This is a genomic window from Yaniella halotolerans DSM 15476 (assembly GCF_000420805.1).
Taxonomy (GTDB): Bacteria; Actinomycetota; Actinomycetes; order Actinomycetales; family Micrococcaceae; genus Yaniella; species Yaniella halotolerans.
Window position 1 is genome coordinate 787,332 of the sequence record NZ_ATVQ01000001.1, and the last position, 21,699, is coordinate 809,030.

A 21,699-nucleotide genomic window follows, 5' to 3' on the forward strand; every position below is an offset into this window, starting at 1 on the left:
TACCACCTAGGCCTTTGGCTGCAGGTCTGCCGGAAGTTCTGGCATTTTTTCGCCGACTTCTTGCAGGTTGCCTTCAACGATCGAGCGGCCCTTGTTCTGCAGTGCTTCGTAGGTCCATCCGCCTTCGAGGTATTCGGTGGCAACTGGCTCTGGGTGACCCCAAACCTGGAGACGGTCGCCACCAACGCCGATGGCCTGACCGGTGATGTTGGCTGCGTCGTCGGATGACAGGAAAGCAACGAGTCCGGCGACGTCGGCTGCTGTACCGAAGCCAAGCTCCTTGCGGAAGAAATCTGGCATGGCTTCGCCGGCTTTATCTGCTTCAATCGCAGCTGAGAAGAACGGCACGGTTTCAGTCATGGCAGTCGCGGCCACAGGAATAATGGCGTTGACGGTTACACCTGCGCGTTTCATTTCCATTGCCCAGGTGCGCACCATACCGACGATGCCGGCTTTTGCTGCGGCATAGTTGGTCTGACCAAAGTTGCCGCGCTGGCCGGTTGGCGAACCGATGGTGACGATGCGACCTTTAACTTCATTGTTCTTGAAGTAGTCAAAGGCTGCGCGAACGCAGGTAAAGGTCCCGCGCAGATGCACGTTGATCACTTGGTCGAAATCGTCATCTGACATTTTCAGCAGGCTGCGGTCCCGCAGAATTCCGGCATTGTTCACCAAAATATCGAGGGTGCCAAAGTTTTCAACAGCAGCGTTGACGAGCTTTTCGGCTGTTTCGGTCGAGCCGACGGCCGCGGTGACGCCAACGGCAGTGCCGCCTGCGCCGGTAATAGATTCAACGGCCTGGTTCGTGACTTCTTCGTTGACATCGTTGATCACGACTTTGGCGCCCTGACGGGCCAGTTCTTGCGCGTAAGCTAGACCCAGGCCAGCGCCCGATCCGGTAACGATTGCTACTTTGCCATTCAGTGTCATGTTTGACCTCTATCCCTTGTTGCTACATTCAACTGCTCGTTGGATATAGAAATAATTGTAAATAACACTTATTGTCTATACCAACCGATAATTTTGTGGATGTCAATAATTGATGGAAAGATGTTTCATATGAACGCCGAACTGCTGACTGCCAATGAGCTCGACCCTTCGCCGCTGCGCGACACCGAGCTGGTCCAAGAAATCCAATTCCTCACTGCCAGACTCGCTGCGAAGGGCAATAATCACGCCAACAAGCTACTCGAGGAACTCGACCTCAATGTTCGACAGTTCTCAGTTCTTGCCCTGGCTGCTTCTGAACTGAAACCAACCCAGCGCGAAATGTCAGCATTTGTCGCCCTGGATCCTTCTCAAATCGTTGCCCTCGTCGATACGCTCGAAGACCGCGGTCTAGTCAAGCGCGAGACCGATCGTCGGGATCGACGCTCGAAGAATATCGTGGCCACCGAAGACGGAGAGAAGCTCTACCGCAGGGCCCGCACCATTACGATTACTGCTGAAGATCACGTGCTGTCGAAACTCACTGAGACAGAACGCGATCAGCTGCGTGAACTGTTGACCAAAGCCACGCTCTAAACGTTTCCACGCCCTACGGGCATCGGGACACAGTGCACGCTGTGTCCCGATTTTTTATTAAGCGTTCCCGTACAGCTCACGCAGTTGTGGCTTGCGAACCTTGCCCGAGGCCGTTCGTGGCAGGTCGTCGACAAAGACCACGGATTTCGGAATCTTGTAGCGCGCGAGTTTCCCATCGAGATAGGACAGCACGTCCGCCTCGGTCAGCTCGTGGCCTTCGCGGACCACGATAGCTGCACGTGGCACTTCGCCCCATTTTTCATCCGATACCCCGAAGACCGCGACGAAGGCGATGGCATCCATCTGCGACAACTCTTGTTCGATCTGCGCCGGGTAGATGTTCTCCCCGCCAGAGATAATCATGTCTTTCATGCGGTCGGAGATAAACAGGAAGCCGTCGTCGTCCATGTAGCCCATGTCACCACTGCGGAACCAGGTGCCGCCGTCATCGGTGATAAAGGACGATTCATTCGCTTCTGGTCGATTCCAGTAACCCGAAATGACGTTGGGGCCCTGAATTTGGACTTCGCCAACTTCGTGGGCTGACAGTTCTTTGCCGTCGAGATCAGCAACACGAACGAGCGTGTGCATTTGTGGCAGACCAGCCGAGCCCATCTTTTCGCGTGAGTAGCGCCCAGGCAGTGTGGTGGCTCCAGGCGATGTTTCCGTCATGCCATACCCCATAGTGAAGCTGAGGCCGCGATCCTCATACGCCTCCAGGATGCGCAGCGGCACAGCCGAACCACCGCAGGTCAGGCTGTTCAGGGAGGAAATGTCTGTCTGCTCCCATGCTGGGCCCTCCGCCAGGAGTTGATACGTGGTGGGCACCCCGGAAATGAAGGTCGCCTTGTGCTGCTCAATGAGCTCCAGCGCTCGACCAGGATGGAAGCGCGGCTCAAGGATGAGATGTCCGCCTTTAATGAAGGTTGGCAGTACGCCCATGCCAAGTGCCGCGACGTGGAACATCGGCGAGATCATTAGCGAGACCTCGTCGCTGCTGATGTTCATATCAGAAATAACGTTGATGGCATTCCAAGTCAAATTGCCGTGGGTCAACATCGCACCCTTTGGATTGCCAGTGGTTCCCGAGGTGTAGAGAATAATGGCGAGATCATCGAGGTCTACGTTGGTGCGTGGACGCTCCGGACTGGCGTCGGCCAACACCTCGGAGTAATGCTCGGATGGCAGGGTCAAGCGACCTTCTTCGGCTGGAACGCGGGCGCCATCGTCAACGAAGATTACGCGCTCCACCTCGGTATTTTCCACGCCCGCTACAGCTAGCGGTTCCATGGTTATCGAGGCGATGAGCATTTGCGCTCCGGCGTCCTCCAAGTGGAACGTCACTTCTGGTCCCGCCAGGCGAGTATTGAGCGGCACGAATACCGCGCCGATGCTCCCCAGTGCGAACAGGGTTTCGAGGAACTCCACTGAGTTCTCACCGAGGTAGGCAACTCGGTCGCCCTGCTTGACCCCACGATCCGTCAGTGCGTTTGCCAACTGATTAATACGCTGATCAAACTGTTCATAGGTCAGATTCAAGTCGCCGGCAGTGACCGCCATGCGACCTGCCGACTTGATCCTGCGTCGATGAATCCAATCGCCTATACCGTGATTCGTCATGCCACTCCTTGCCTGGAAATTCTTGTGATAACCATCATACTGATTACATTTTGCATCAAATGATTGTTATTCGCAACGATTGCATTACTTATGCAATCGTTGCTGCGATATTTCAGGCTCCCGGGGCTCTACGATGCGCTGACGTCAGCCGGCTCAACCTCCGAGCTCGCATCAGCACTTTCACCGTTGTCTTGAGGACTGGGTTCAAAGCGAACCATCATGGCTTTGAATCCTGGAGTATTGGATTCACGAACGACCAGTCCCTGGTGCACCAAGGCGTTGGCTTCTGGGAAATATGCGGCAACGCAGCCTCGGGTGGTCGGATAGGACACCAGCCGGAAGGCATCGGCTCGACGCTCTTCTCCCTGATACATGGAGAAGACGTCCACGAGGTCCCGATCTTGGAAACCGGTCGCTGCTAGATCATCAGGGTGGATCAGAATCACGCGACGTCCACCTGAGATACCCCGGTAGCGATCATCCAGGCCGTAGAACGTGGTGTTGTACTGATCGTGAGAACGCATGGTCTGCAACACCAGGTACCCTTCAGGCGGTGCCAAGTATTCCAGCTCCCGCACGGTGAATTGCGCTTTACCCTGGGGCGTTGCAAACTCACGGCGGTCTCGCGGCGGATTCGGCAGCACAAACCCGTACTTGGTCCGTACCCGCTCATTGAAGTTCTCAGTTCCTGGAATGACCCGGGAGCAATGGTCCCGGATGACGTCGTAGTCATCCGCCATGGCTTTCCAATCGACGTGGTGGTCGGGTCCGAAAATCGCCTCGGCCATCCGAGCCAAAATGACGGGCTCGCCGAGCAGGTGATCCGAGACTGGTTCCAGTCTGCCCTGAGTTTTACTGATCACCGACATGGAGTTCTCCACCGAGAGGAACTGGGCGCCACCGGGATGTTTATCGTCGAGGTCACTGCGGCCCAGTGTTGGCAGGATCAGTGAAGTCCTCCCGTGCACCACGTGTGAGCGGTTAGGCTTTGTCGAGATGTGGACGGTCAGGCCGGTACGTTTGAGACCGTCTTCCATCAACGCGGTATCGGAGTTGGCTAGCGCCAGGTTGCCACCGAGGGACACGAAAACGTCGACCTCATCACGGGCCATGGCACGCATAGCTTCGGTCGAATCATAGCCGTGCTGCCGAGGTGCCGTCATACCGAATTCAGCATCGAGGCGCTGCAGAAACGGTTCACCGGGTTTCTCCCAGATCCCAAATGTCCGGTCACCCTGGACGTTGGAGTGGCCACGAACCGGGCACGCACCAGCCCCGGGTTTGCCGAAGTTCCCCTGCACCAGCAGCATGTTGACAATTTCTTTAATCGTGTCCACCGAATGTGGCTGCTGGGTGATACCCAAGGCCCAGCAAACAATCGTGGCTTTAGACTCGGCCAGCAAATCGCCGATGTGCTCGATCTCATCGCGGGTCAGCCCGGTGGCTACCTCAATGGTTGGCCAGTCAAGATCTGCACGCGCGGCGGCGTAGTCATCAAATCCTTCGGTAACCGAGTCAATGAACTCGCGATCCACGATGGTCCCGGGGTGCTCAGCTTCCTTGCGAAGCAGGATGTGCCCCAGCGCTTGGAAAAGCGCCTGGTCGCCTCCGATTTTAATCTGTAAGAATTCGTCGCTCACCTGATCGCCGTTACCGACGACGCCTCGAGGGGTCTGTGGGTCTTTGAAACGCAACAGTCCGGCTTCGGGCAGGGGATTCACCGCTACGACTTTGCCACCATTTTTGCGGCAGGCGGTCAGCGAGCCGAGCATACGCGGGTGGTTGGTTCCCGGGTTTTGTCCGACCACGAATACGAGTTCGGCCTGTTCGATGTCTTCCAACGAGACGGTCCCTTTGCCGATGCCGATGGTCGGAGTCAGTGCCGTACCGGAGGACTCATGACACATGTTCGAACAATCCGGCAGGTTATTGGTGCCCAGGCTGCGCGCGAGGAGCTGATACATGAATGCTGTCTCATTGGGTGTACGACCCGATGTGTAGAAGGTGCAGCGATCCGGGGTGGTGGCATTGACGTGCTCGGCAATGACGTCGAACGCTTCCATCCAGCTGATAGGGCTGTAGTGCGTTTCGCCTTCACGAATGACCATCGGATGGGTGATCCTGCCCGATTGGCCCAACCAGTATTCAGTTTTTTGTTCGAGGTCGGCGATCGAGTGATCGGCCCACCACTGCGGTGTTGCCACACGGGTCGTGTTCTCTTCGGCAAGTGCTTTCGCACCGTTTTCGCAGAACTCGATCTTCTTGCGGTCCCCGGTGATCGACTCTGGCCAGGCACAACCGGGGCAGTCAATACCGTCGGGCTGATTGACCCGGTACATCGAGCGCACCGTACGGGATATCCCGCCCTGTTTGAGGCCACGCTCGAATGAGACGGTGACTCCCTTGAGTCCGGCCGCTGCTTGTTTCGGTTCGGAAACTTTCAGGTTGGCTTCGTCTATATCGTCGAACTCGGCCCGGTGTCCTCGTACATCTGACATGCTGCTATCCTTCGCTTCGTAGTGCATCGCGCAATCTTTTGCAGCTTAGCAACATCTGTTATTCAAGTCACCGTATGCGGTGTTAGGAATGACGGATCCCGGCCAGCGCATCGCGGTCAATCTGTTCCTGATTCTCAACATAGGGTGTGCCGTGGGTGTGGAACGTCGGCACAGTTTTCATACCCCACGCCTGGCCTTTGGCGCGTTCAGCTTCCGACCACGTGACGACTGGCTGGTCAGGATTCATGATCAACCGTGCGCCGGCGTTAGCGAATTCAATACGGTTTCCGCCCGGCTCCCAGACATAAAGGAAGAAGGTTTGGTTGATCGCATGCTTATAGGGCCCGTATTCGATATAGACGCCTTCTTCCAAAAAGTAGTCTGCCGCTTTGAGAATATCCTCGCGAGTATCCGTGGCAAACGCCAGATGGTGAAAACGCCCCCGTTCACCGGTCCAGTCGTCGGAATAGACGACGTCGTAGGATTTTTGGGCGAATCGGAACCAGCGTGCCGCGAAGCCGCCTGCGTCGAGTTCGACCTGTTCGGTTTCGCGCGCCTTCATCACGGTGCCCCAGAAGTCACCCGCGGCATTCACATCTGCGGCCAGGTAGTTGATGTGGTCGAGGCGGCGGGCGTTGACCCCGCGGCCCGGGAAGCGGGAAGCCTGGTTTTTCAGTGCGGGCCGGTCCTCGTCGTCGGCAATATAGAGCGTGGTGTCATAGTAGATACCGAATTCGTGACCGTCCGGGTCTTCGAATTCGTAGTAGGCGCCGATGCCGACTTCAGGTTCACGCCAGCCCCTGCCTAAACCGGTGGCCTCGATCGCGGCGACCCGGCGTTCGAGCGCCTCGGCGCTAGTAGCTCGCAACATGGTGCGGCCAACACCGTTGGTTTCAGAAGCGGTGAGTTTGATCGAATAGGTTTCATATTCGTCCCAGCAGCGTAGATACGCGGAGTTGCCGAGGCGTTCGACTTCGCGCATGGCCAGCATTTCGTTGAAGAACCGCAGGCTCTCGTCAAAGGTCGGGGTCAGGATTTCTACGGCGCTGATATGCGCCAGGTCAAAGTTTTCTCGTTCAGCCATGATGCTTCCTTAGTCGTTGTAGTGCAGGCCGGCGGCCTCAAGTTTTTCGCGCATGTTGTAAACGTCTAGCCCGAGTTCACCGGCGGCCAGGCGTGCACGAACCGTCGCTTCTTTAGCTTCTCGCGCTCGCGACGCCGCGACCACCTCGGCCACTCGATCTGCCGGTACGACGACAACGCCGTCGGCGTCCCCGACCACCACGTCACCGGGGTTGACATGGGCGTTGGCCACGGTGACCGGGATGTTGACCGACCCGAGGGTTGCCTTGACTGTGCCACGAGCGTGGATCGCGGCAGCAAAGACGGGAAAATCCATTGCTTCCAGGTCGGCAATATCTCTCACACCGCCGTCAATTACGAGTCCCACGCTGCCACGTGCGCGAAAGGATGTGGCCAAGAGGTCACCGAAGAATCCGGCATGGGATGGTGCGGCACATCCGGCGACGACGACATCGCCGTCCTGGATTTGCTCGGCGGCAACGTGCAGCATCCAGTTGTCACCGGGTTGCAACAGGACGGTGACGGCCGGGCCGCAGAGCTTGGCGCCGTCGTAGACGGGACGCATATAGGGGCGCATTAACCCGATGCGGCCCATGGCTTCGTGAACGGTAGCGGTACCGTAGTCGCTCAGCGCTGCGACATCTTCGGGGTCCGGACGCTGGATCGTCGTGTTGACGACACCGAGTTCATACATGGTGATTCCCCTTCCTCTTAGCGACCCTGTGCCGTCAGGCGGCGATCCAGGCGCGGATGGATTCTGCGTGCGGTGGCTTCGAAAATATTGTGCCGATCGGCCGCAGTGAGGTCTGCGTTGTTGATGTAACGCACGGTGTCATCGAAGAAGTGGCCGGTGTTGGGGTCTTCGGTTCGAACGGCTCCGATCATTTCGGAGGCGAACATGATGTTGTCGTGCGGGATGACTTCCAGCAGCGTGTCAATGCCAGGTTGGTGGTAGACGCAGGTGTCGAAATAGACGTTGTTCAGCAGATGATCCTCTAGCTCAGGTTTGTCCAGCATCATCGCCAGCCCCCGGAATCTGCCCCAGTGATACGGTGCCGCTCCCCCGCCGTGGGGGATAATGAGCTTGAGTTCTGGGAACGTTGCAAACAGGTCGCCTTCGAGTAATTGCATGACGGCGGTCGTGTCGGCGTTGAGGTAGTGGGCGCCGGTCGTGTGGAACGCCGGGTTGATCGAGGTGGACACGTGCACCATCGCGGGCAGCTCGTGTTCGATGAGCTTTTCATACACCGGGAACCAGTATTCATCGGTCAGCGGTGGTGAGGTCCAGTGCCCACCTGACGGGTCCGGGTTCAGGTTCACAGCAACGACGTCGTGTTCGGCCACGCAGCGCTCGAGTTCCTCAATGACGGTTGCCGTCTCGACACCCGGTGATTGTGGCAGCATCGCAGAGGGTACGAAACGTTGTGGATAGAGTTCACACACCCGGCCGATCAGGTCGTTGCAGTGCCTCGACCAGTCGGACGAAGTTTCGAAATCTCCGGCATGATGGGCCATAAAGGAGGCACGCGGTGAGAAGACCTGAACGTCGATGCCCCGTTCATTCATCAAGCGCAGCTGATTGGGCTCGATCGACTCGCGAATTTGGTCATCCGTGATGACCGGCCCGTCACCGGATGGCGGCATGCCTCCGTCCAGCGCTGCCAGTTGTTGTTTTCGCCAGGCACCAAGCGGCTCCGGCGCCGTCGTGTAGTGCCCGTGAATGTCAATGATCACTGCGTTTCCTTTGCTCTGCCGAATTGTTCTAACCTGTGGGACGATGTCCGGGGTCCCACACATTGCGTGGCACGTAGAGTTCACCGCGTGAGATGAGCCTGGCGGTGCGCGTATTGCCCGAGGCCACGACTGCGCCGTCGTCGCTCAAGTCCACGAGTGCTCTAAAGATACCGGTGGGGTGTTCGATCGGTACCGTCTGTTGACTGCCGCTGCTCGCTGCACCAACCGAGGCCGCGACCGAACCGTCCATCACCAGTGCAGTGGCCACGGTGACCGCTGCGAGCACGCCGATCGACTCGTGCACCCTGTGCGGGATGAAACTGCGGGTGCTAATAGCGCCGCCGGCTACCGGTGGTGCCACGAGTGTCATTTTGGGATACGACGCATCGGTCACATCGCCCAGGCCCATCACTGCTGCCGCGGTCAGACGGAGCTCTTCGACGCGCGCCTGGAGTTCGTGATTGTCGCTGAGCTCGGCAACCGATTCGTAACCGGTCACGCCAAGATCCTCAGCTTTGATCAATACCAACGGCTGGCCATTATCGATCAGCGTCACCGTGTACTCGGCACCATTTGCCGTGACAACATCGGTGACATTGCCGGTCGGAAGCAGAGCGTCGGCGATGGATCCTGCGGTATTGAGGAACCGAATATTCACCGGCGACGCAGCCCCGGGCACGCCTGCGATTTCTGTCCCGCCACTGTACTGCACGATGCGCTGACCATCCATCTGTGGCGTGTGAATGCTGATGTGCGAGACCAAACCGGTGTTCGTGGTGCGCACGACGACGTCGGTGATGTCATCGGTCGGTTCGATGAGCCCGGCTTCAACGGCAAATGGGACCACGGCCCCGAGCATATTGCCACAGTTCTGGGTGGTTTGTACTGTTGCCGCATCGGGCTGCAGTTGCGCGAAAGTGAAGTCAAGATCGACGTCATCCGCTTCCGATGGCCCCACAATTGCGGCTTTGGACGTCAGCGGATGGCCGCCCCCGATACCGTCGACCTGCAGTGGATGCGGACTGCCCATGACGGACAGCAGGACCTGATCGCGCATGTGCTCGTCATCGGGCAAATCAGCGGCTAGAAAGAAAGGTCCACGCGAGGTACCGCCGCGCATGAGGGCGAACGGGAGCGCCGTTTGATCACCGTTCCGGCGCGCACGACTGGTTGGCATGACTATCCTTTGTTGTGGGTACGCTCACACCAGACTAACCATTCGCGGGATTGTTTACAATATTGTTTACTAAATACCCCTGATACTTCGTAGGGTCGCTACTATGGAGGCAATACAGCTTTCACGTAAGTATTGGAGGCCTCCGATATGGCCAGCACCTCGACAGCCACGCAGTCGGCTGATGCCCGACACGAACTCTCACTGACGCATCGACTACGTCAAGACATTGTTGCGGGACACCTGGTGCCACATCAGCGCCTAGTCGAAGCCGATGTGGCCGAAGCGCACGGAGCTTCGCGGGGCGAAGTACGTCTGGCGTTAAACGAGCTGATCACCGAGGGACTGGTTGAGCGGATCCCGAATCGTGGTGCACGGGTTCGCAAAGTGTCGCTGCAGGAAGCCATCGAAATTACCGAAGTTCGTGCTGCAGTGGAGTCGTTGTGTGCGCGGAAGGCCGCCGAGAACATTACCGAAGCCCAAGCCGACGAGCTGCGGGATATCGGTCGGCAGATGCAGCTGGCGGTGAATCGGGGCGAGCGTCAAGAGTACTCGCAACTCAACCGTGCCCTGCACAGTCGCGTCATAGAGCTTGCCGACCAGCAGACCGCGGCCGAGACGATTACGAGGCTTCGCGGCCAAGCCATTCGTTACCACTTCCAGTTGGCAACCCAACCGGACCGACCACGGGTTTCATTGCCGCAGCACATGATGATTATCGAGGCCATTTGTGCACGCGATCCTGATGCTGCCGGTCGGGCGATGGGCGAGCACTTAGCGTCGGTCACCGAAGCGATTGCGGAATCTGCGGGGGCCTAGCGGCCTGTTGATTCGAAGCTGTCGAGCAGTTCGAGCCCCTGTGTGGCCCAGGTGATTTCTGCCCGGGCTTGCTGCAGGATGCCTTCATAGGCGAACACCTTGAACTGCGTGATCTTGGTGTGCTCAGCTGGCGGATATTGCGCGAGCCTGCTCTGGTGAATGGCTGAGCTACCTTCGTGGAGTTCATCGATCTGGAACTGTACATCGTCGACCACCTGTTGGTGGTGTTCGAGGTGGTCTTGGAGGCACCGTCGGGCTTCGTCGTCGGTTGCAAATTCGAAATAGGCTGACCGCAGTCGAACCTCACTGCGTTCGGGACGATATGCAACGGGCTTGGCGTACCATTCGCGCAGATGAGCGATACCGGCATCGGTAATCGCATACTCGGTTTTCGTGGCACCCTTTGAACCCCAGGGCACCGGGTAACCGGTGAGCAGCTGTTCGGCTTGCATCTTCTTGAGCTCGGGATAAATTTGCGAATCCGGTGCGTGCCACAAAAACCCCACCGATGAGTGGAAATTTTTGGCGATGTCATAGCCGGTGCTGGGGCCGGAGGACAACAAGGTAAGCAGTGCAGATCGTAGACTCATGGTGACCGTAGTGTAGTAGAAACTCTCGTTTGGATCAGTTATCAGTGTGCAGAATCCGCGATTCATTGCCGCTCAGCAGTTTGACTTCGATGCTTTGCGCGAAGATTTGAGAGCCGTTCTCGAGTCAGCAGCGCGCCTCAACGACAAAGTCGCAGACGCTACGCTCGTCGGTGGAAGCGCGGCTAGTCTATAGGCAAACCGCCGCTCATCCTACGACCATGATGTCCTAAAAGACCCGGCAAAATCATCCTCGGCCAACTCGGCGACATAGAAGCCGGCGTACGTCAGATGATCCGCACTGTGCCGCTCGAGGTCCTGGAAGTGCAACTACCGAGTGGCAATACCGTGCGCGTAGCAACCCAACAAAAAGCGCTTCGGATCAAAGCCTATCTAGCGGTCAAGCGGAACCAAGTGCGCGACTACCTCGATATTGCCGCGCTTTCTCACAGATACGGAGGCGGCAACGGTGAATCACCTCAACCGCCCTAAAGACATCAAGCCTCCTTGCTTGATATCGCAGCACGGATGGAACGGAAGGACTACAACTAATGCTGCGTTTTCGAAACATCAATGCGATCGAGTCCGACCCCGGTCGAGGACTGGGGCTTCGCAGGCATTCTGACCGCAGTCGATCGTGGTGGACTATCGCAGTGGAGACGTATCGGCACGGCCATTCGAAACGCTCGCAAGACTGACAAACAGTTACTCGGCGAAAAGTTTACGTCCCTGTTGCAGGAGGCAGAAATGACGCAGGCCGAGGCCGCGGCATTTCTTGGAACCTCCCGCCGAGAGCTGTTTGCGTAGGACCCTGTCGGATTAGGCGGTACGCCAGCCGGACTGGTAGGACTCGCGTGCCACGGTGGAGTAAGGCACCGGCGAGACGACAGCACGAACAGTCTTCTGCTCGTGTGGTTCGACCGAGAGTTTCGCGGAACCGCCGTCTGGTTCGCCCCAGGTCACGGACAGTTCTGCGCCTTCCGGCACGTTGGCATCAACGGTAGCCAGTGACAGTCCGCGACGTTCGTTGGCGGTGTAGCCGGTGAACATCGAGACGCCGACGACGTTGCCGTCAGCATCGGTGACCTGGTCGTAGTTTGAGGCACCGTAGTTTGCCAGTGGCAGGTCGAAGAACTTGTAGTTCGGACCATCAACGTTGAGCGGTGCGGACAAAACGTCCTTGAGGTCGTCGGTGTTCCATTCCAGGGTCACCTTGCGGCGCTGCTTGTCTTTGTCAATGGCTTCGAGTGCGTCTCGACCGATGAAGTCGTGATCGAATTTGACGAAGGAGCCGTAGCCGATTTCCCACGGGTTGACGTAGTAGTCTTCGATGTTGTCGGAGATGAACGAACCGGCCAGTGGTGCGGTTGCTTCGTAGGAGTCTGCACCCAACCATTCGCGGTAGCCCTTTTCTGCTTCGCCCGAGTAGATGCCAGGCAGCGGTGATGGAATCCAGCCGGATTCCAGGGTGTTGGTTGCATAGGCACGGGAACCAACCGGCAGCAGACCGAATTCGGCTCCGGCTTCGACGATGGCGTTGCGAACGCGTGCGTGGTGCTCGTATGGGCCGTAGATTTCCAATCCTGGAGCGCCGGCCATGCCGTGGCGCAGTGTGCGAACGGTCAGACCATCAATGTTCATGGTCGACATGCGGAAGAACTTCAGCTTCTCAACTTCTGAACCGTTGAGTTTGTTGATGACGTCCCATGCGGCCGGACCCTGGATCTGGAAACGGAAGAGTTCGCGCGAGACACCGGCACCGTATGGGCGGGATGGCGAACGACGGTCAACCTGCAGGTCAAGGTTCTTATAGCCACCGGTTTCTGCATGGTACATCAACCAGTTGGTCACAGGTGCACGGCCAACGTAGGTGAACTGATCTTCGGCTTCGCGGAAGAGAATGCCGTCACCGACGACCGCGCCGACCGAGGAGACCGGTACATACTGTTTGGCCATATCGATTTCAAAGTTGGCTACTGAGTTGATCGCGGTATCTGAAATCAGGTTGATGGCGTCTGAGCCGGACAGAAAGACCTGGTCCATGTGGTGCGACTGGTCGTAGAGCACGGCAGCTTCGCGCCAAGCACGCTGCTCGTTGATCCAGTTCCCGAAGTCTGCTGGGACAACCGGGTAAATGTAGGAGCCGGTCTGTGCATTGCGCAGCAGATCAACTGCAGACTGCTTGTTGAGTAGGTCCTGAAGGGATGAAGCCATGTTGGCCGCCTTTCACATAATTAGTGCTGAGTGTTCGAAGAAGGTTGGGAATACTGGATTAGAACTGTTTGGTGAAGTCTTGAGCCCACTCGGCGGTTTTTGCCATGCCACCGAAAGTGTAGAAGTGCACACCGACTCTGCCGGTGTAGTTGGTTGATTCAGTTTCAGCTGCGAGGTCTTGCAAGAACTTATCTGGTCCGGCACTGCCCATCAGGTTGGTGAGTGAGAAACCATATTTTTTGACTATGCCCGCCGACGTCCCCACACCGAAACGCTTGGCGTAGTTCAATAGGCGACGAATGCCTGCCGGGCCCGGCGTGCCAATGCGCACGGGGGCGCTAATATTCTTAACCGCCAACTCGTCAAGCCACTTGGCCACCGGCGCAGTGTCGAAACCGAACTGCGTTAGGATGACTGCGCTCATGTCCTGCTCGGCTAGGTACTCGACCTTGCCACTGAGTTCGCGGGAGAGCACCTCTTCGGAAATGTCTGGGTGACCTTCCGGGTAACCTGCGATTGACACATCTTTGACACCGAATTCTGCGAAGACCCCGGATTGCAGCATTTCCAGCGACGATCCATATGGGCCAAGCGGTTCTGCTGGGTCCCCGCCTACGGCAAAGACGTGCTGCGCCGCGTCGACGTTGGCCAAGGCCTGGAGGAATTCTTTGAGTTCGTCTTCACTGTGGATGCGACGAGCCGAGATGTGTGGAACCGGAATGAACCCGAGCTCTTTGACGGCTTTTGCAGCCGCCACACGCATCTCGAGGTCTTCGTTCCCCAGGAAGGTGACATTGACTCGCGATCCTTGCGGAATCAGTGGCGCCGCCTCACGCAGAGCATCCACATCTTTACCGGTCATTTCAAGAGAAAAGTCTTGCATCAACGCACGGACACCCGCGGTTGTAGCTGATTGGGACATCGGTTACCTCACTTTTCGTTGGTACGCGACCGACCTGAATCAATGTCGCACATCACATACTATCTATGACCATAGTGAGTTGCAAGCAATTGCTGGAAAAAGATCATTATTGAAAAGTTCACGCACACAACCATGCAGCCTTAACTGCTAAACGCCTGCAACACCTCAGCCATAGAGGCGCCGCAGGCGTTTAGGTTCATACTCTAAGCGCGTGATTTAGTGTCTACGAATCGTCGCGAACCAGGTCATTCACATCAATGACCTCGTCGATCAGACCGGTTTGCTCCGACAGCTCGATAATTCGCTCGGTTGATTCCACATTGATCTCTTGCGGGAATCGAGGCATGTTCAGGCTATCGATGATCTCTGGGTCAATTTCCGAATACTCGGGCAGGATTTCCTTAGCCTCTTCGGGGTTATCTTCGGCATACTGCTGAGACTCTTTCATCGCGGCGACAAACGAATCAACAAGTTCAGGATCTTCTTCGATCCTGTCCGTTGAGGCAAAGTAGCCAGCGATCATCAGATCTTCGATTGGCTCAGCATAGGGCGAGTAGATTTCGCGAGCTCCGGCATCTTTTGCCAGGGTCGCAAACGGCTCAACCGCCATGATGGCATCGACATTGCCCGACTCCAGCTGACCACCCATATCCGGGAAGGCAACTTCAACCAGGTTCATCGCTTCCGCGTCTCCGCCAGCCTGCGTTAGCCCTTCCTTCAAGACCGTGTCGTTGATGTTGTTGAGAGTGTTGACCGCAACGCTCTGCCCTTCGAGGTCTGCGATAGATTCCGCATCCGAATCTTCAGGCACGAGCAAGGACGAGAAGTCCTCGCCGACATTGCCCGTGGTCTGCGGGCCCGGCGCCACAAGCTGCAGCGGCAGGCCTTGGGATTGACCAATCACCAGCGAGGTGATGTTCGAGAACCCGAAATCAAAGTCGCCGGACTGCACCGCTGGGATAATGGCCGCACCACCCTGAGCCAGCGTGAGATCAAGCTCCAGGCCGTGTTCTTCAAAGATGCCCTCTTGGGCACCCAAGTAGATGGGCGCTACGTCAACAATGGGAATGACGCCGACCGAAACTTGGGTCAGCGAACCGTCTTGCGCCGCATCGTCACCTTCGGCGGGACCTTCTTCTCCCCCACCACAGGACGTGAGTACAAGCAGACCCGCAGCTGCGGCCGCTGCGACACTGCCTCGAATACCGAGTGTTTTCATGATGAGCTCCTTGCAGGCGTGAGGCTTCACGTGAATTTAGTGAAGCAAGTCACAACGGTATGCGGATTGCATGCGATCGTCAATAGTTTTTTGCCTTAACGCTTATCAGTGTATTTTTTGTGTTAACCCAATGTGGGGACCTGACAAGCAGATCCCCACTGAGTTGAAAAGTTGCGTGTTTAGGCTTGGGCTTTGGCCGCATCTGGCCGGAAGCCTTCTTTGGCCAGTTGGATTTGCTCGTAGACGTGGTGGCGTAGTTCGCTGAAGCGCTGTGATGAGCGGGTTTCGAGCTGATCGCGCTCGTCTGGCAGGTCGATTTTGATGTCCTGCTGGATCACGGTGGGTGACGAGGACAGGATGACAACCCTGGACCCCAGGTACACGGATTCATCGATATCGTGGGTCACGAACAAGATCGTCACACCCAGTTGGCGCCACACGCGACGGACCAGGTCTTCAAGGTCGGCACGGGTTTGGGCGTCGACAGCGGCGAAGGGTTCGTCCATGAGCAGCACTTCTGGCTGGTAGGCCACGGCGCGGGCAATCGCAACACGTTGCTGCATACCACCCGATAGCTGCCACGGATATGACCGCGGCACGTGATCCAAGCCCACAGCCTCGAGTGCGTCATCAACGACTTTGTCGCGTTGGGCTTTGTCCATGCCTTGGACCTTCAACGGCAGCTCCACGTTTTCGCGAACGCGCATCCAGGGATATAGCGAACGACCATACTCCTGGAAGACCACCGCCATGTTCTTTGGTGGGCTGGTCACGAGCTTGCCGCCCAGCTTCACCTCGCCAGCAGTGGGTTCAAGGAGTCCTGAGATGGCTTTGAGCAGGGTGGTTTTACCCGAGCCCGATGGCCCCACCAGGCAGGTGAGTTCGCCCTTGGGTAGGTCAAAGGTGAGGTTCCGAACGGCTTCAATACCGCCGCCGTCGGTCTGATAGACCTTTTTGAGATTGCGTACCGACAGCAAGGCTTCACCGTCAGGCAGGGTGAGCCCCACCGGTAGTTGCCCGTCCGGTGTGTCGGCCATACTGCCCTGGTTGATCACCGGGTTGTGTTCTGCAGGTTGAGTCGTCATAGCAAGATATCCTTCAAAAAATTGTGTGAGCGTTGTTGCTAGCCGGCGTTTTCCATCTCGCGCTGTCCGTGGTACCACTTCAGGACACTGCGCTCGACGATCTGGAAGATGAACGACATAATGACACCGATCAGACCCAGCACCACGATGCCCGACCACATTTCAGGAATGGCGAAGGACCGCTGGAACTGGATAATGGTGTAGCCCAGCCCTGCCGAGGAGGCGAACATTTCCGAGATCACCATCAGAATCAGGGCAATGGACAACGACTGGCGAATGCCCGCCATAATTTGCGGCATCGCCGATGGCAAGATCAGATACCGGATCCGGGCGATGCCATCAATGCGATAGGTATGCGAGGTATCGGACAGTACTTCGTCCATTGAACGCACACCTTCGATGGTATTGAGCAGAATCGGCCAGACGGCACCCAGCACGATGACGGCAATTTTCATGTCATCGCCAATACCGATCAGCAGCATAAACACTGGAATCAACACGGTCGGCGGGATGGCGCGGAAAAATTCCATGGTTGGTTCCATGAGCTGACGCAGCCACCGGAATGACCCGACCAACAAGCCCACGACAATACCGATCACAATGGACAACACCAGGCCGGCAATCAACCGGGCCACCGATGGGAATACATCGGATTGCATCCGGTTCCAGGTCCAGGTTGAACTAAATGCATTGGACATTTGCTCCAGGGTCGGAACAAAGAAGCTCGTGGACTGAGAAGACCACACGATCCACGCTACGATCAGCAGTGCTGGCAGCGCGATGATATGGAAGAAATCTTTGAGGAAACGCATTATTTGACCTCCGAGCGGACCGACGTGTGCCAGGACAACACGCTGCGCTCAACCGCACGAGTGACCAGGTTGATCAAGACACCCATCATGCCTGTGGCTAAGACCAGTGAATACATTGAGGTATACGCACCACCAGACTGTGCTCGCGCAATTTCAGCACCCAACCCCGGAGTACCAATAATCAACTGCGCGGTAATCGCCAGAATCAGCGCCACCGCAGCCGCCAAACGAACACCAGTCATCAAGTATGGCAAGGCCGTTGGGAAAATGACATACCGGATACGATTCATTGGTCCAAGGCCATACGACTTCGCGGTATCCATTGCCACGGCGTCAACGTCCGCAACACCGTAGAGCACCTGGATCAACACCTGCCAGAACGAGGCGTAGACAATCAGCAACAGTGCAGACTCAATGCCCACACCGAAGATCAGCACGGCCAACGGAATCAAAGCCACTGAAGGCACCGGACGCATAAACTCAATCGTTGAGTTGGTGAATTTCCGCAAAAAGTTCGACGAACCAATAATGAAACCCAGCACCGTAGCGGAAACCACTGCAATTACCATGCCAATCGCCCAGGCGCGCAACGTATCCCAGACCGCAATCCAGAACACAGAATCGCCAAACTTCACGATCAGATCAGCAATCGCCGCCGATGCCGGAGGCATATACCGGGCATCGACAATACCCAGCAGCGGCAGCAATTCCCAGATACCCAGGAAAAGCAAAATACCGACCAGACCTAACAACCGATTGGCCCACGTCCGGCGCCGCTGACGAACGGCCTGCGACTGCCCCGTACTCGTCTTTCGACCGGTCGCACCACGCTGCGCCGTTGAAACAGCCGGCGCACCAGGATCCGGACGCGTTGATTCATCCAAACCAGCTACTCGATAGCCAGCCGGGAACGAATCGCCACCACCATGTTCAAGGCGATGTAAATCGCGAGACTGCCGCTGACGATCCACCGCCCCATCATCGCGTGGCGCGGGCCCCTTTGAAGGGTCGCGTTCTGTCATGAGTTTTCTCCACTAGGTGTGCAAGTTGCGGATGAATTGTGGTGTCACTGCTTACACAAATGTGAGGCGCGACACTTCAGCTAAGACTAACCCGCTAGCCTTGATGATTCAAGTCGTCAATTATTCTATAACTCATTGATTCCACGGTTACGCTTCATCAAAGTACTCCATGGAACTTCGGGAGGAGTTGATAAGCATGCGGAACCGAGCACCCGGCAGCGCATGCGGGTGATCAGGATCGATATACGCGGCCCTCAACTGCTGGCTCACACCGTGCGCCGCGTGACGCAATAAGTCCACGATTCGCACACTGACAGGCTCGTTCGCTGGAACGACCACACCGAGGCCGGCAAGCACCTCCCCTTGCGGACCATAAATTGGCGCAGCCATGCCTCGGGCGTCCAGGTGCACGAAACCATCAGCCACCGCATAGCCGTTCGCACGCACCTTCTCAACCTGCGCAAGGACCTGCTCCACAGTACGCGGCGTCCGGCGGGTATAAGCATGAATCCCTGCGGCCACAAGCTCTTGAATAAAGTCTGGCGATTTCCCTGAAAGCAATACATGGCCGATAGCAGAGGCCCCTAGACTGATACGCCCGCCTACGATGGTGGCATTCACAACGGCGTCAACCCTCGAAGCGCGATCCAAATACACGACGTCATGACCACCGTCCACCCCAAGCTGCGTATGCTGCCGCACCTGATTCTGAACAAGCTGCACCATAGGCGCAGCGATCTCTCGCAAGCCCATAGCGCGTGGAGTGCGTGCCGCCAACTCCCATAAACGCAGACCGAGCTGATACGACCTGTCGGGCAGTCGCTCCAACAGCCGCTGTTGTTCCAACTCGCCCACGAGGCGATGCACTGTCGTCATTGGCAAGCCACACCGTTTGGCGATCTCGGAGAGCGACAAGAATGCGGTGCCAGCCTCAAACGCATCCAGGATCAACAAGTGTCGCTCAAGAACTGTAATCGGCGTCCCGACATTCTGCCTTGGCATATTCCTCCTCGAGTTCCAATGATCGGAAATTCCGCTCTACATCCTACGTGACGACTGTCACAATAACTTTCTATGTGCCCCACTTCGTCATTTCGTTGGAGGAATCATGACTGCAGTAGACAACGCATCGAACAGTGACCAACTCGTAGTGACACAACGCTTGGATCGCTCTACGAGCGTCACTGAATTTGTACTCGAACGGCGCGATCGTCGGCGCCTTCCCGACTGGGCCCCGGGCGCTCACATTGACGTCGTCCTACCGAGCGGAAAAATTCGGCAATATTCTCTGTGCGGAGATCGCTGGGCCCCACACCAGTATCGGATTGCGGTACAACGAGACGATCTCGGCGGAGGGGGCTCAGTCGAGCTCCATACCGAATTGAAGCCAGGCGACACCATCAGCTTCGGCGGACCCCGCAACAATTTCCGCCTCGCACCGGCCCAGAGCTATCGCTTTATCGCCGGTGGCATCGGTATTAGCGCTCTATTGCCCATGATCGCACAAGCTAATTTGCTCGGTCTTGAATGGCAGCTGTTGTACCTCGGGCGCAACCTCGAACGTATGGCCTACCAAGAACTGCAAGAACGCTACCCCGAACGTGTCACCGTGCACGCCAGCCAAAATGCTGGCCGAATCTCAATTCGAGAGTGGCTCGGCTCCCCGCCGGACGACACCATGGTCTACGCCTGTGGGCCTGAATCGCTGCTGGAAGCTTTGCCGGAGGCGTGCTCCGATCTTCCTGAAACGACCCTGCGAACCGAACGGTTCACCAACACGATGGCCGATGCCATCGTCAGTTCTGAACCCTATGAAATTAAGCTGCAGCGCAGTGGTCGCGTCGTAGAAGCGCCGGGCAACACCTCAGTCGTAGACGTCCTGGCCAATGCGGGCGTTGATGTTATCACGTCGTGCTCCCAAGGCGTTTGTGGCACCTGTGAAGTCGACGTCCTTGCCGGAGAAATTGACCACCGCGACGCAATTCTTGATGACGACGAACGTGCCACGAACACGTGCATGTTCCCGTGTGTTTCACGTTCCCTCTCAGAACGTCTTGTACTGGACCTCTAAGACCCGATTGGAAGAATTTCATGACTACAAACGCTGTTTCCAAATGCCCGTTCACGGGTGCACCAGACCTGGCCCCCGCCTCACACGAACAGCAGGTAGACGTTCCAGTCCTGCTTGAAGACCCCTTTGAGGAATCCAACTTGGCCGACCCGCATCCAATGCACAAACGTCTCCGCGATGCAGATGCCGACGTTGTCTATCTTCCTGCTTACGACATCTATGCGGTGGCGCGCTACGAGGCAGTACTCGACACGTTAGAAAACTGGCAGGATTACTCCAGTGCCGCAGGCGTGGGGCTGTCAAACTTCAACAAAGAAGAACCATGGCGGACACCGTCGCTGCTACTTGAAGCCGATCCGCCAAAACATGATGCCCCTCGTGCCACCTTGGAGAAAATTTTAGGTGCACGGCAACTTCGTCGCTTTCAAACTGACTGGACCAACACGGCACATCGATTAGTGGATGGCCTCCTGACCAATGCCCAGCACCAAACCGCAAGGGCAATCGAGCTGGATGCGGTTACAGAGATTTCCGAGGTATACCCACTGAGCGTCTTTCCAGATGCGGTGGGCTTGCAGCAGGGCGGCCTCGACAATTTATTGCCGTATGGCAATTTCGCGTTCAACGCTTTTGGGCCCCGAAACCGCTTAGTCACCGATGAGCTCGACACTATCGGTCCGGTCATGGAGTGGGTTGGCCAGCAGTGCCCGAGAGATGCGCTCAACCCGGATAGCTTCGGTGGTGACATATGGCGTGCTGCTGACCAACGCAATATCACCGAAGAACAGGCGCCTCTGATTGTTCGTTCGCTATTGACGGCCGGTGTGGACACGACGGTCTACGGTATTTCAGCTGTGCTCTACCATCTGGCTTCAAACCCGGAGCAATATGCTCGCCTTCGTGAGCAACCGCAGCTGGTACGCCGAGTATTCGAAGAGGCGCTGCGCCTGGAGTCCCCTGTGCAGACCTTCTTCCGAACAACTACCCGTAAAGTACAGATCGGCGACACCACGCTCCCGGAGAACCAGAAAATTTTGATGTTCCTGGGTGCCGCAAACCGGGACCCGCGCCGTTGGGACAACGCTGATGATTTCGACCTTGATCGCGATCCTTCCGGCCATCTTGCCTTCGGCAGTGGCGCCCATCAGTGCGTTGGCCAGCACGTAGCACGCCTTGAAGCTTCGTGTGTACTCGACGCTCTCATCGAACGTGTTGAGGGCATCGAATTTGCTGCTCCGCCTGTCCGAAAAATCAACAACACCCTACTGGGGTGGCATTCCCTGCCACTCCGCTTCATCCCCGCCTAAGGAGCCTC

The 21,699-nt window shown here is 57.0% G+C and carries 20 protein-coding genes; 5 read left to right on the top strand and 15 right to left on the bottom strand.

What is annotated here, in order from left to right:
• Positions 1-6 precede the first annotated feature (6 nt).
• Positions 7-930: an SDR family NAD(P)-dependent oxidoreductase gene (locus G583_RS0103760; protein ID WP_022869864.1), complete on the bottom strand. Its 924-nt coding sequence runs from the start codon at positions 928-930 to the stop codon at positions 7-9.
• A 99-nt stretch (positions 931-1,029) separates the two neighbouring features.
• Between G583_RS0103760 and G583_RS0103765 the strand changes: the two genes are divergently transcribed.
• The gene (locus G583_RS0103765; RefSeq protein ID WP_245540569.1) at positions 1,030-1,524 is read left to right on the top strand and encodes a MarR family winged helix-turn-helix transcriptional regulator; all 495 of its coding nucleotides are present in this window, start codon (positions 1,030-1,032) and stop codon (positions 1,522-1,524) included.
• Between the two features lie 57 nt (positions 1,525-1,581).
• Here G583_RS0103765 and G583_RS0103770 read toward each other — a convergent pair whose 3' ends face one another.
• The 6 genes from G583_RS0103770 to G583_RS0103795 form a co-directional block, all read right to left on the bottom strand.
• Positions 1,582-3,144, bottom strand: coding sequence for an acyl-CoA synthetase (locus G583_RS0103770; protein ID WP_022869866.1), 1,563 nt, complete (start codon positions 3,142-3,144; stop codon positions 1,582-1,584).
• Between the two features lie 128 nt (positions 3,145-3,272).
• A complete protein-coding gene (locus G583_RS14135; protein ID WP_022869867.1) occupies positions 3,273-5,642 on the bottom strand; it encodes an FdhF/YdeP family oxidoreductase in 2,370 nt (789 codons plus the stop codon).
• 82 nt (positions 5,643-5,724) lie between these two features.
• Complete coding sequence (locus G583_RS0103780) at positions 5,725-6,726, bottom strand: VOC family protein (protein WP_022869868.1); 1,002 nt, start codon at positions 6,724-6,726, stop codon at positions 5,725-5,727.
• 9 nt (positions 6,727-6,735) lie between these two features.
• Positions 6,736-7,419 carry a 4-carboxy-4-hydroxy-2-oxoadipate aldolase/oxaloacetate decarboxylase gene (ligK, locus tag G583_RS0103785; protein WP_022869869.1) on the bottom strand — a complete coding sequence of 228 codons (684 nt, stop codon included), beginning with the start codon at positions 7,417-7,419 and terminating at the stop codon, positions 6,736-6,738.
• A gap of 17 nt (positions 7,420-7,436) precedes the next feature.
• The gene (locus G583_RS0103790; RefSeq protein ID WP_022869870.1) at positions 7,437-8,459 is read right to left on the bottom strand and encodes an amidohydrolase family protein; all 1,023 of its coding nucleotides are present in this window, start codon (positions 8,457-8,459) and stop codon (positions 7,437-7,439) included.
• Between the two features lie 28 nt (positions 8,460-8,487).
• The gene (locus G583_RS0103795; protein ID WP_022869871.1) at positions 8,488-9,636 is read right to left on the bottom strand and encodes a 4-oxalomesaconate tautomerase; all 1,149 of its coding nucleotides are present in this window, start codon (positions 9,634-9,636) and stop codon (positions 8,488-8,490) included.
• A gap of 147 nt (positions 9,637-9,783) precedes the next feature.
• On the opposite strand from G583_RS0103795, the gene G583_RS0103800 reads away from it, so the two are divergent.
• Complete coding sequence (locus tag G583_RS0103800) at positions 9,784-10,452, top strand: GntR family transcriptional regulator (RefSeq protein WP_022869872.1); 669 nt, start codon at positions 9,784-9,786, stop codon at positions 10,450-10,452.
• On the opposite strand, the gene G583_RS0103805 is transcribed toward G583_RS0103800, so the two are convergent.
• On the bottom strand, positions 10,449-11,042 hold the full coding sequence (locus G583_RS0103805) for a PadR family transcriptional regulator (protein WP_022869873.1): 594 nt from the start codon (positions 11,040-11,042) through the stop codon (positions 10,449-10,451). The two genes, G583_RS0103800 and G583_RS0103805, sit on opposite strands and share 4 nt — an antisense overlap.
• Before the next feature lie 570 nt (positions 11,043-11,612).
• Between G583_RS0103805 and G583_RS0103820 the strand changes: the two genes are divergently transcribed.
• Entirely contained in the window at positions 11,613-11,846 is a 234-nt protein-coding gene (locus G583_RS0103820) for a hypothetical protein (RefSeq protein WP_022869876.1), read from the top strand.
• Between the two features lie 12 nt (positions 11,847-11,858).
• On the opposite strand, the gene ligM is transcribed toward G583_RS0103820, so the two are convergent.
• The 7 genes from ligM to G583_RS14150 all read right to left on the bottom strand — a co-directional run bounded on the left by ligM (position 11,859) and on the right by G583_RS14150 (position 19,315).
• Positions 11,859-13,253 (bottom strand): vanillate/3-O-methylgallate O-demethylase, encoded by a 1,395-nt coding sequence (ligM, locus tag G583_RS0103825; protein ID WP_022869877.1) that lies wholly within the window; start codon positions 13,251-13,253, stop codon positions 11,859-11,861.
• Between the two features lie 58 nt (positions 13,254-13,311).
• Complete coding sequence (locus tag G583_RS0103830; protein WP_022869878.1) at positions 13,312-14,175, bottom strand: methylenetetrahydrofolate reductase; 864 nt, start codon at positions 14,173-14,175, stop codon at positions 13,312-13,314.
• Positions 14,176-14,398: 223 nt separating this feature from the next.
• Positions 14,399-15,394, bottom strand: coding sequence for an ABC transporter substrate-binding protein (locus G583_RS0103835; RefSeq protein WP_022869879.1), 996 nt, complete (start codon positions 15,392-15,394; stop codon positions 14,399-14,401).
• Between the two features lie 179 nt (positions 15,395-15,573).
• Positions 15,574-16,431, bottom strand: coding sequence for an ABC transporter ATP-binding protein (locus G583_RS0103840; RefSeq protein WP_051129638.1), 858 nt, complete (start codon positions 16,429-16,431; stop codon positions 15,574-15,576).
• Between the two features lie 86 nt (positions 16,432-16,517).
• Entirely contained in the window at positions 16,518-17,291 is a 774-nt protein-coding gene (locus G583_RS0103845) for an ABC transporter permease (protein ID WP_022869881.1), read from the bottom strand.
• On the bottom strand, positions 17,291-18,313 hold the full coding sequence (locus G583_RS14145; RefSeq protein WP_022869882.1) for an ABC transporter permease: 1,023 nt from the start codon (positions 18,311-18,313) through the stop codon (positions 17,291-17,293). Before G583_RS14145 ends, G583_RS0103845 begins: the two co-directional genes overlap by 1 nt.
• Positions 18,314-18,460: 147 nt before the next feature.
• On the bottom strand, positions 18,461-19,315 hold the full coding sequence (locus tag G583_RS14150) for an IclR family transcriptional regulator (protein ID WP_022869883.1): 855 nt from the start codon (positions 19,313-19,315) through the stop codon (positions 18,461-18,463).
• Between the two features lie 106 nt (positions 19,316-19,421).
• On the opposite strand from G583_RS14150, the gene G583_RS0103860 reads away from it, so the two are divergent.
• On the top strand, positions 19,422-20,384 hold the full coding sequence (locus tag G583_RS0103860) for a PDR/VanB family oxidoreductase (protein ID WP_022869884.1): 963 nt from the start codon (positions 19,422-19,424) through the stop codon (positions 20,382-20,384).
• A 20-nt stretch (positions 20,385-20,404) separates the two neighbouring features.
• On the top strand, positions 20,405-21,691 hold the full coding sequence (locus tag G583_RS0103865) for a cytochrome P450 (RefSeq protein ID WP_022869885.1): 1,287 nt from the start codon (positions 20,405-20,407) through the stop codon (positions 21,689-21,691).
• The last annotated feature ends 8 nt before the right edge of the window (positions 21,692-21,699 follow it).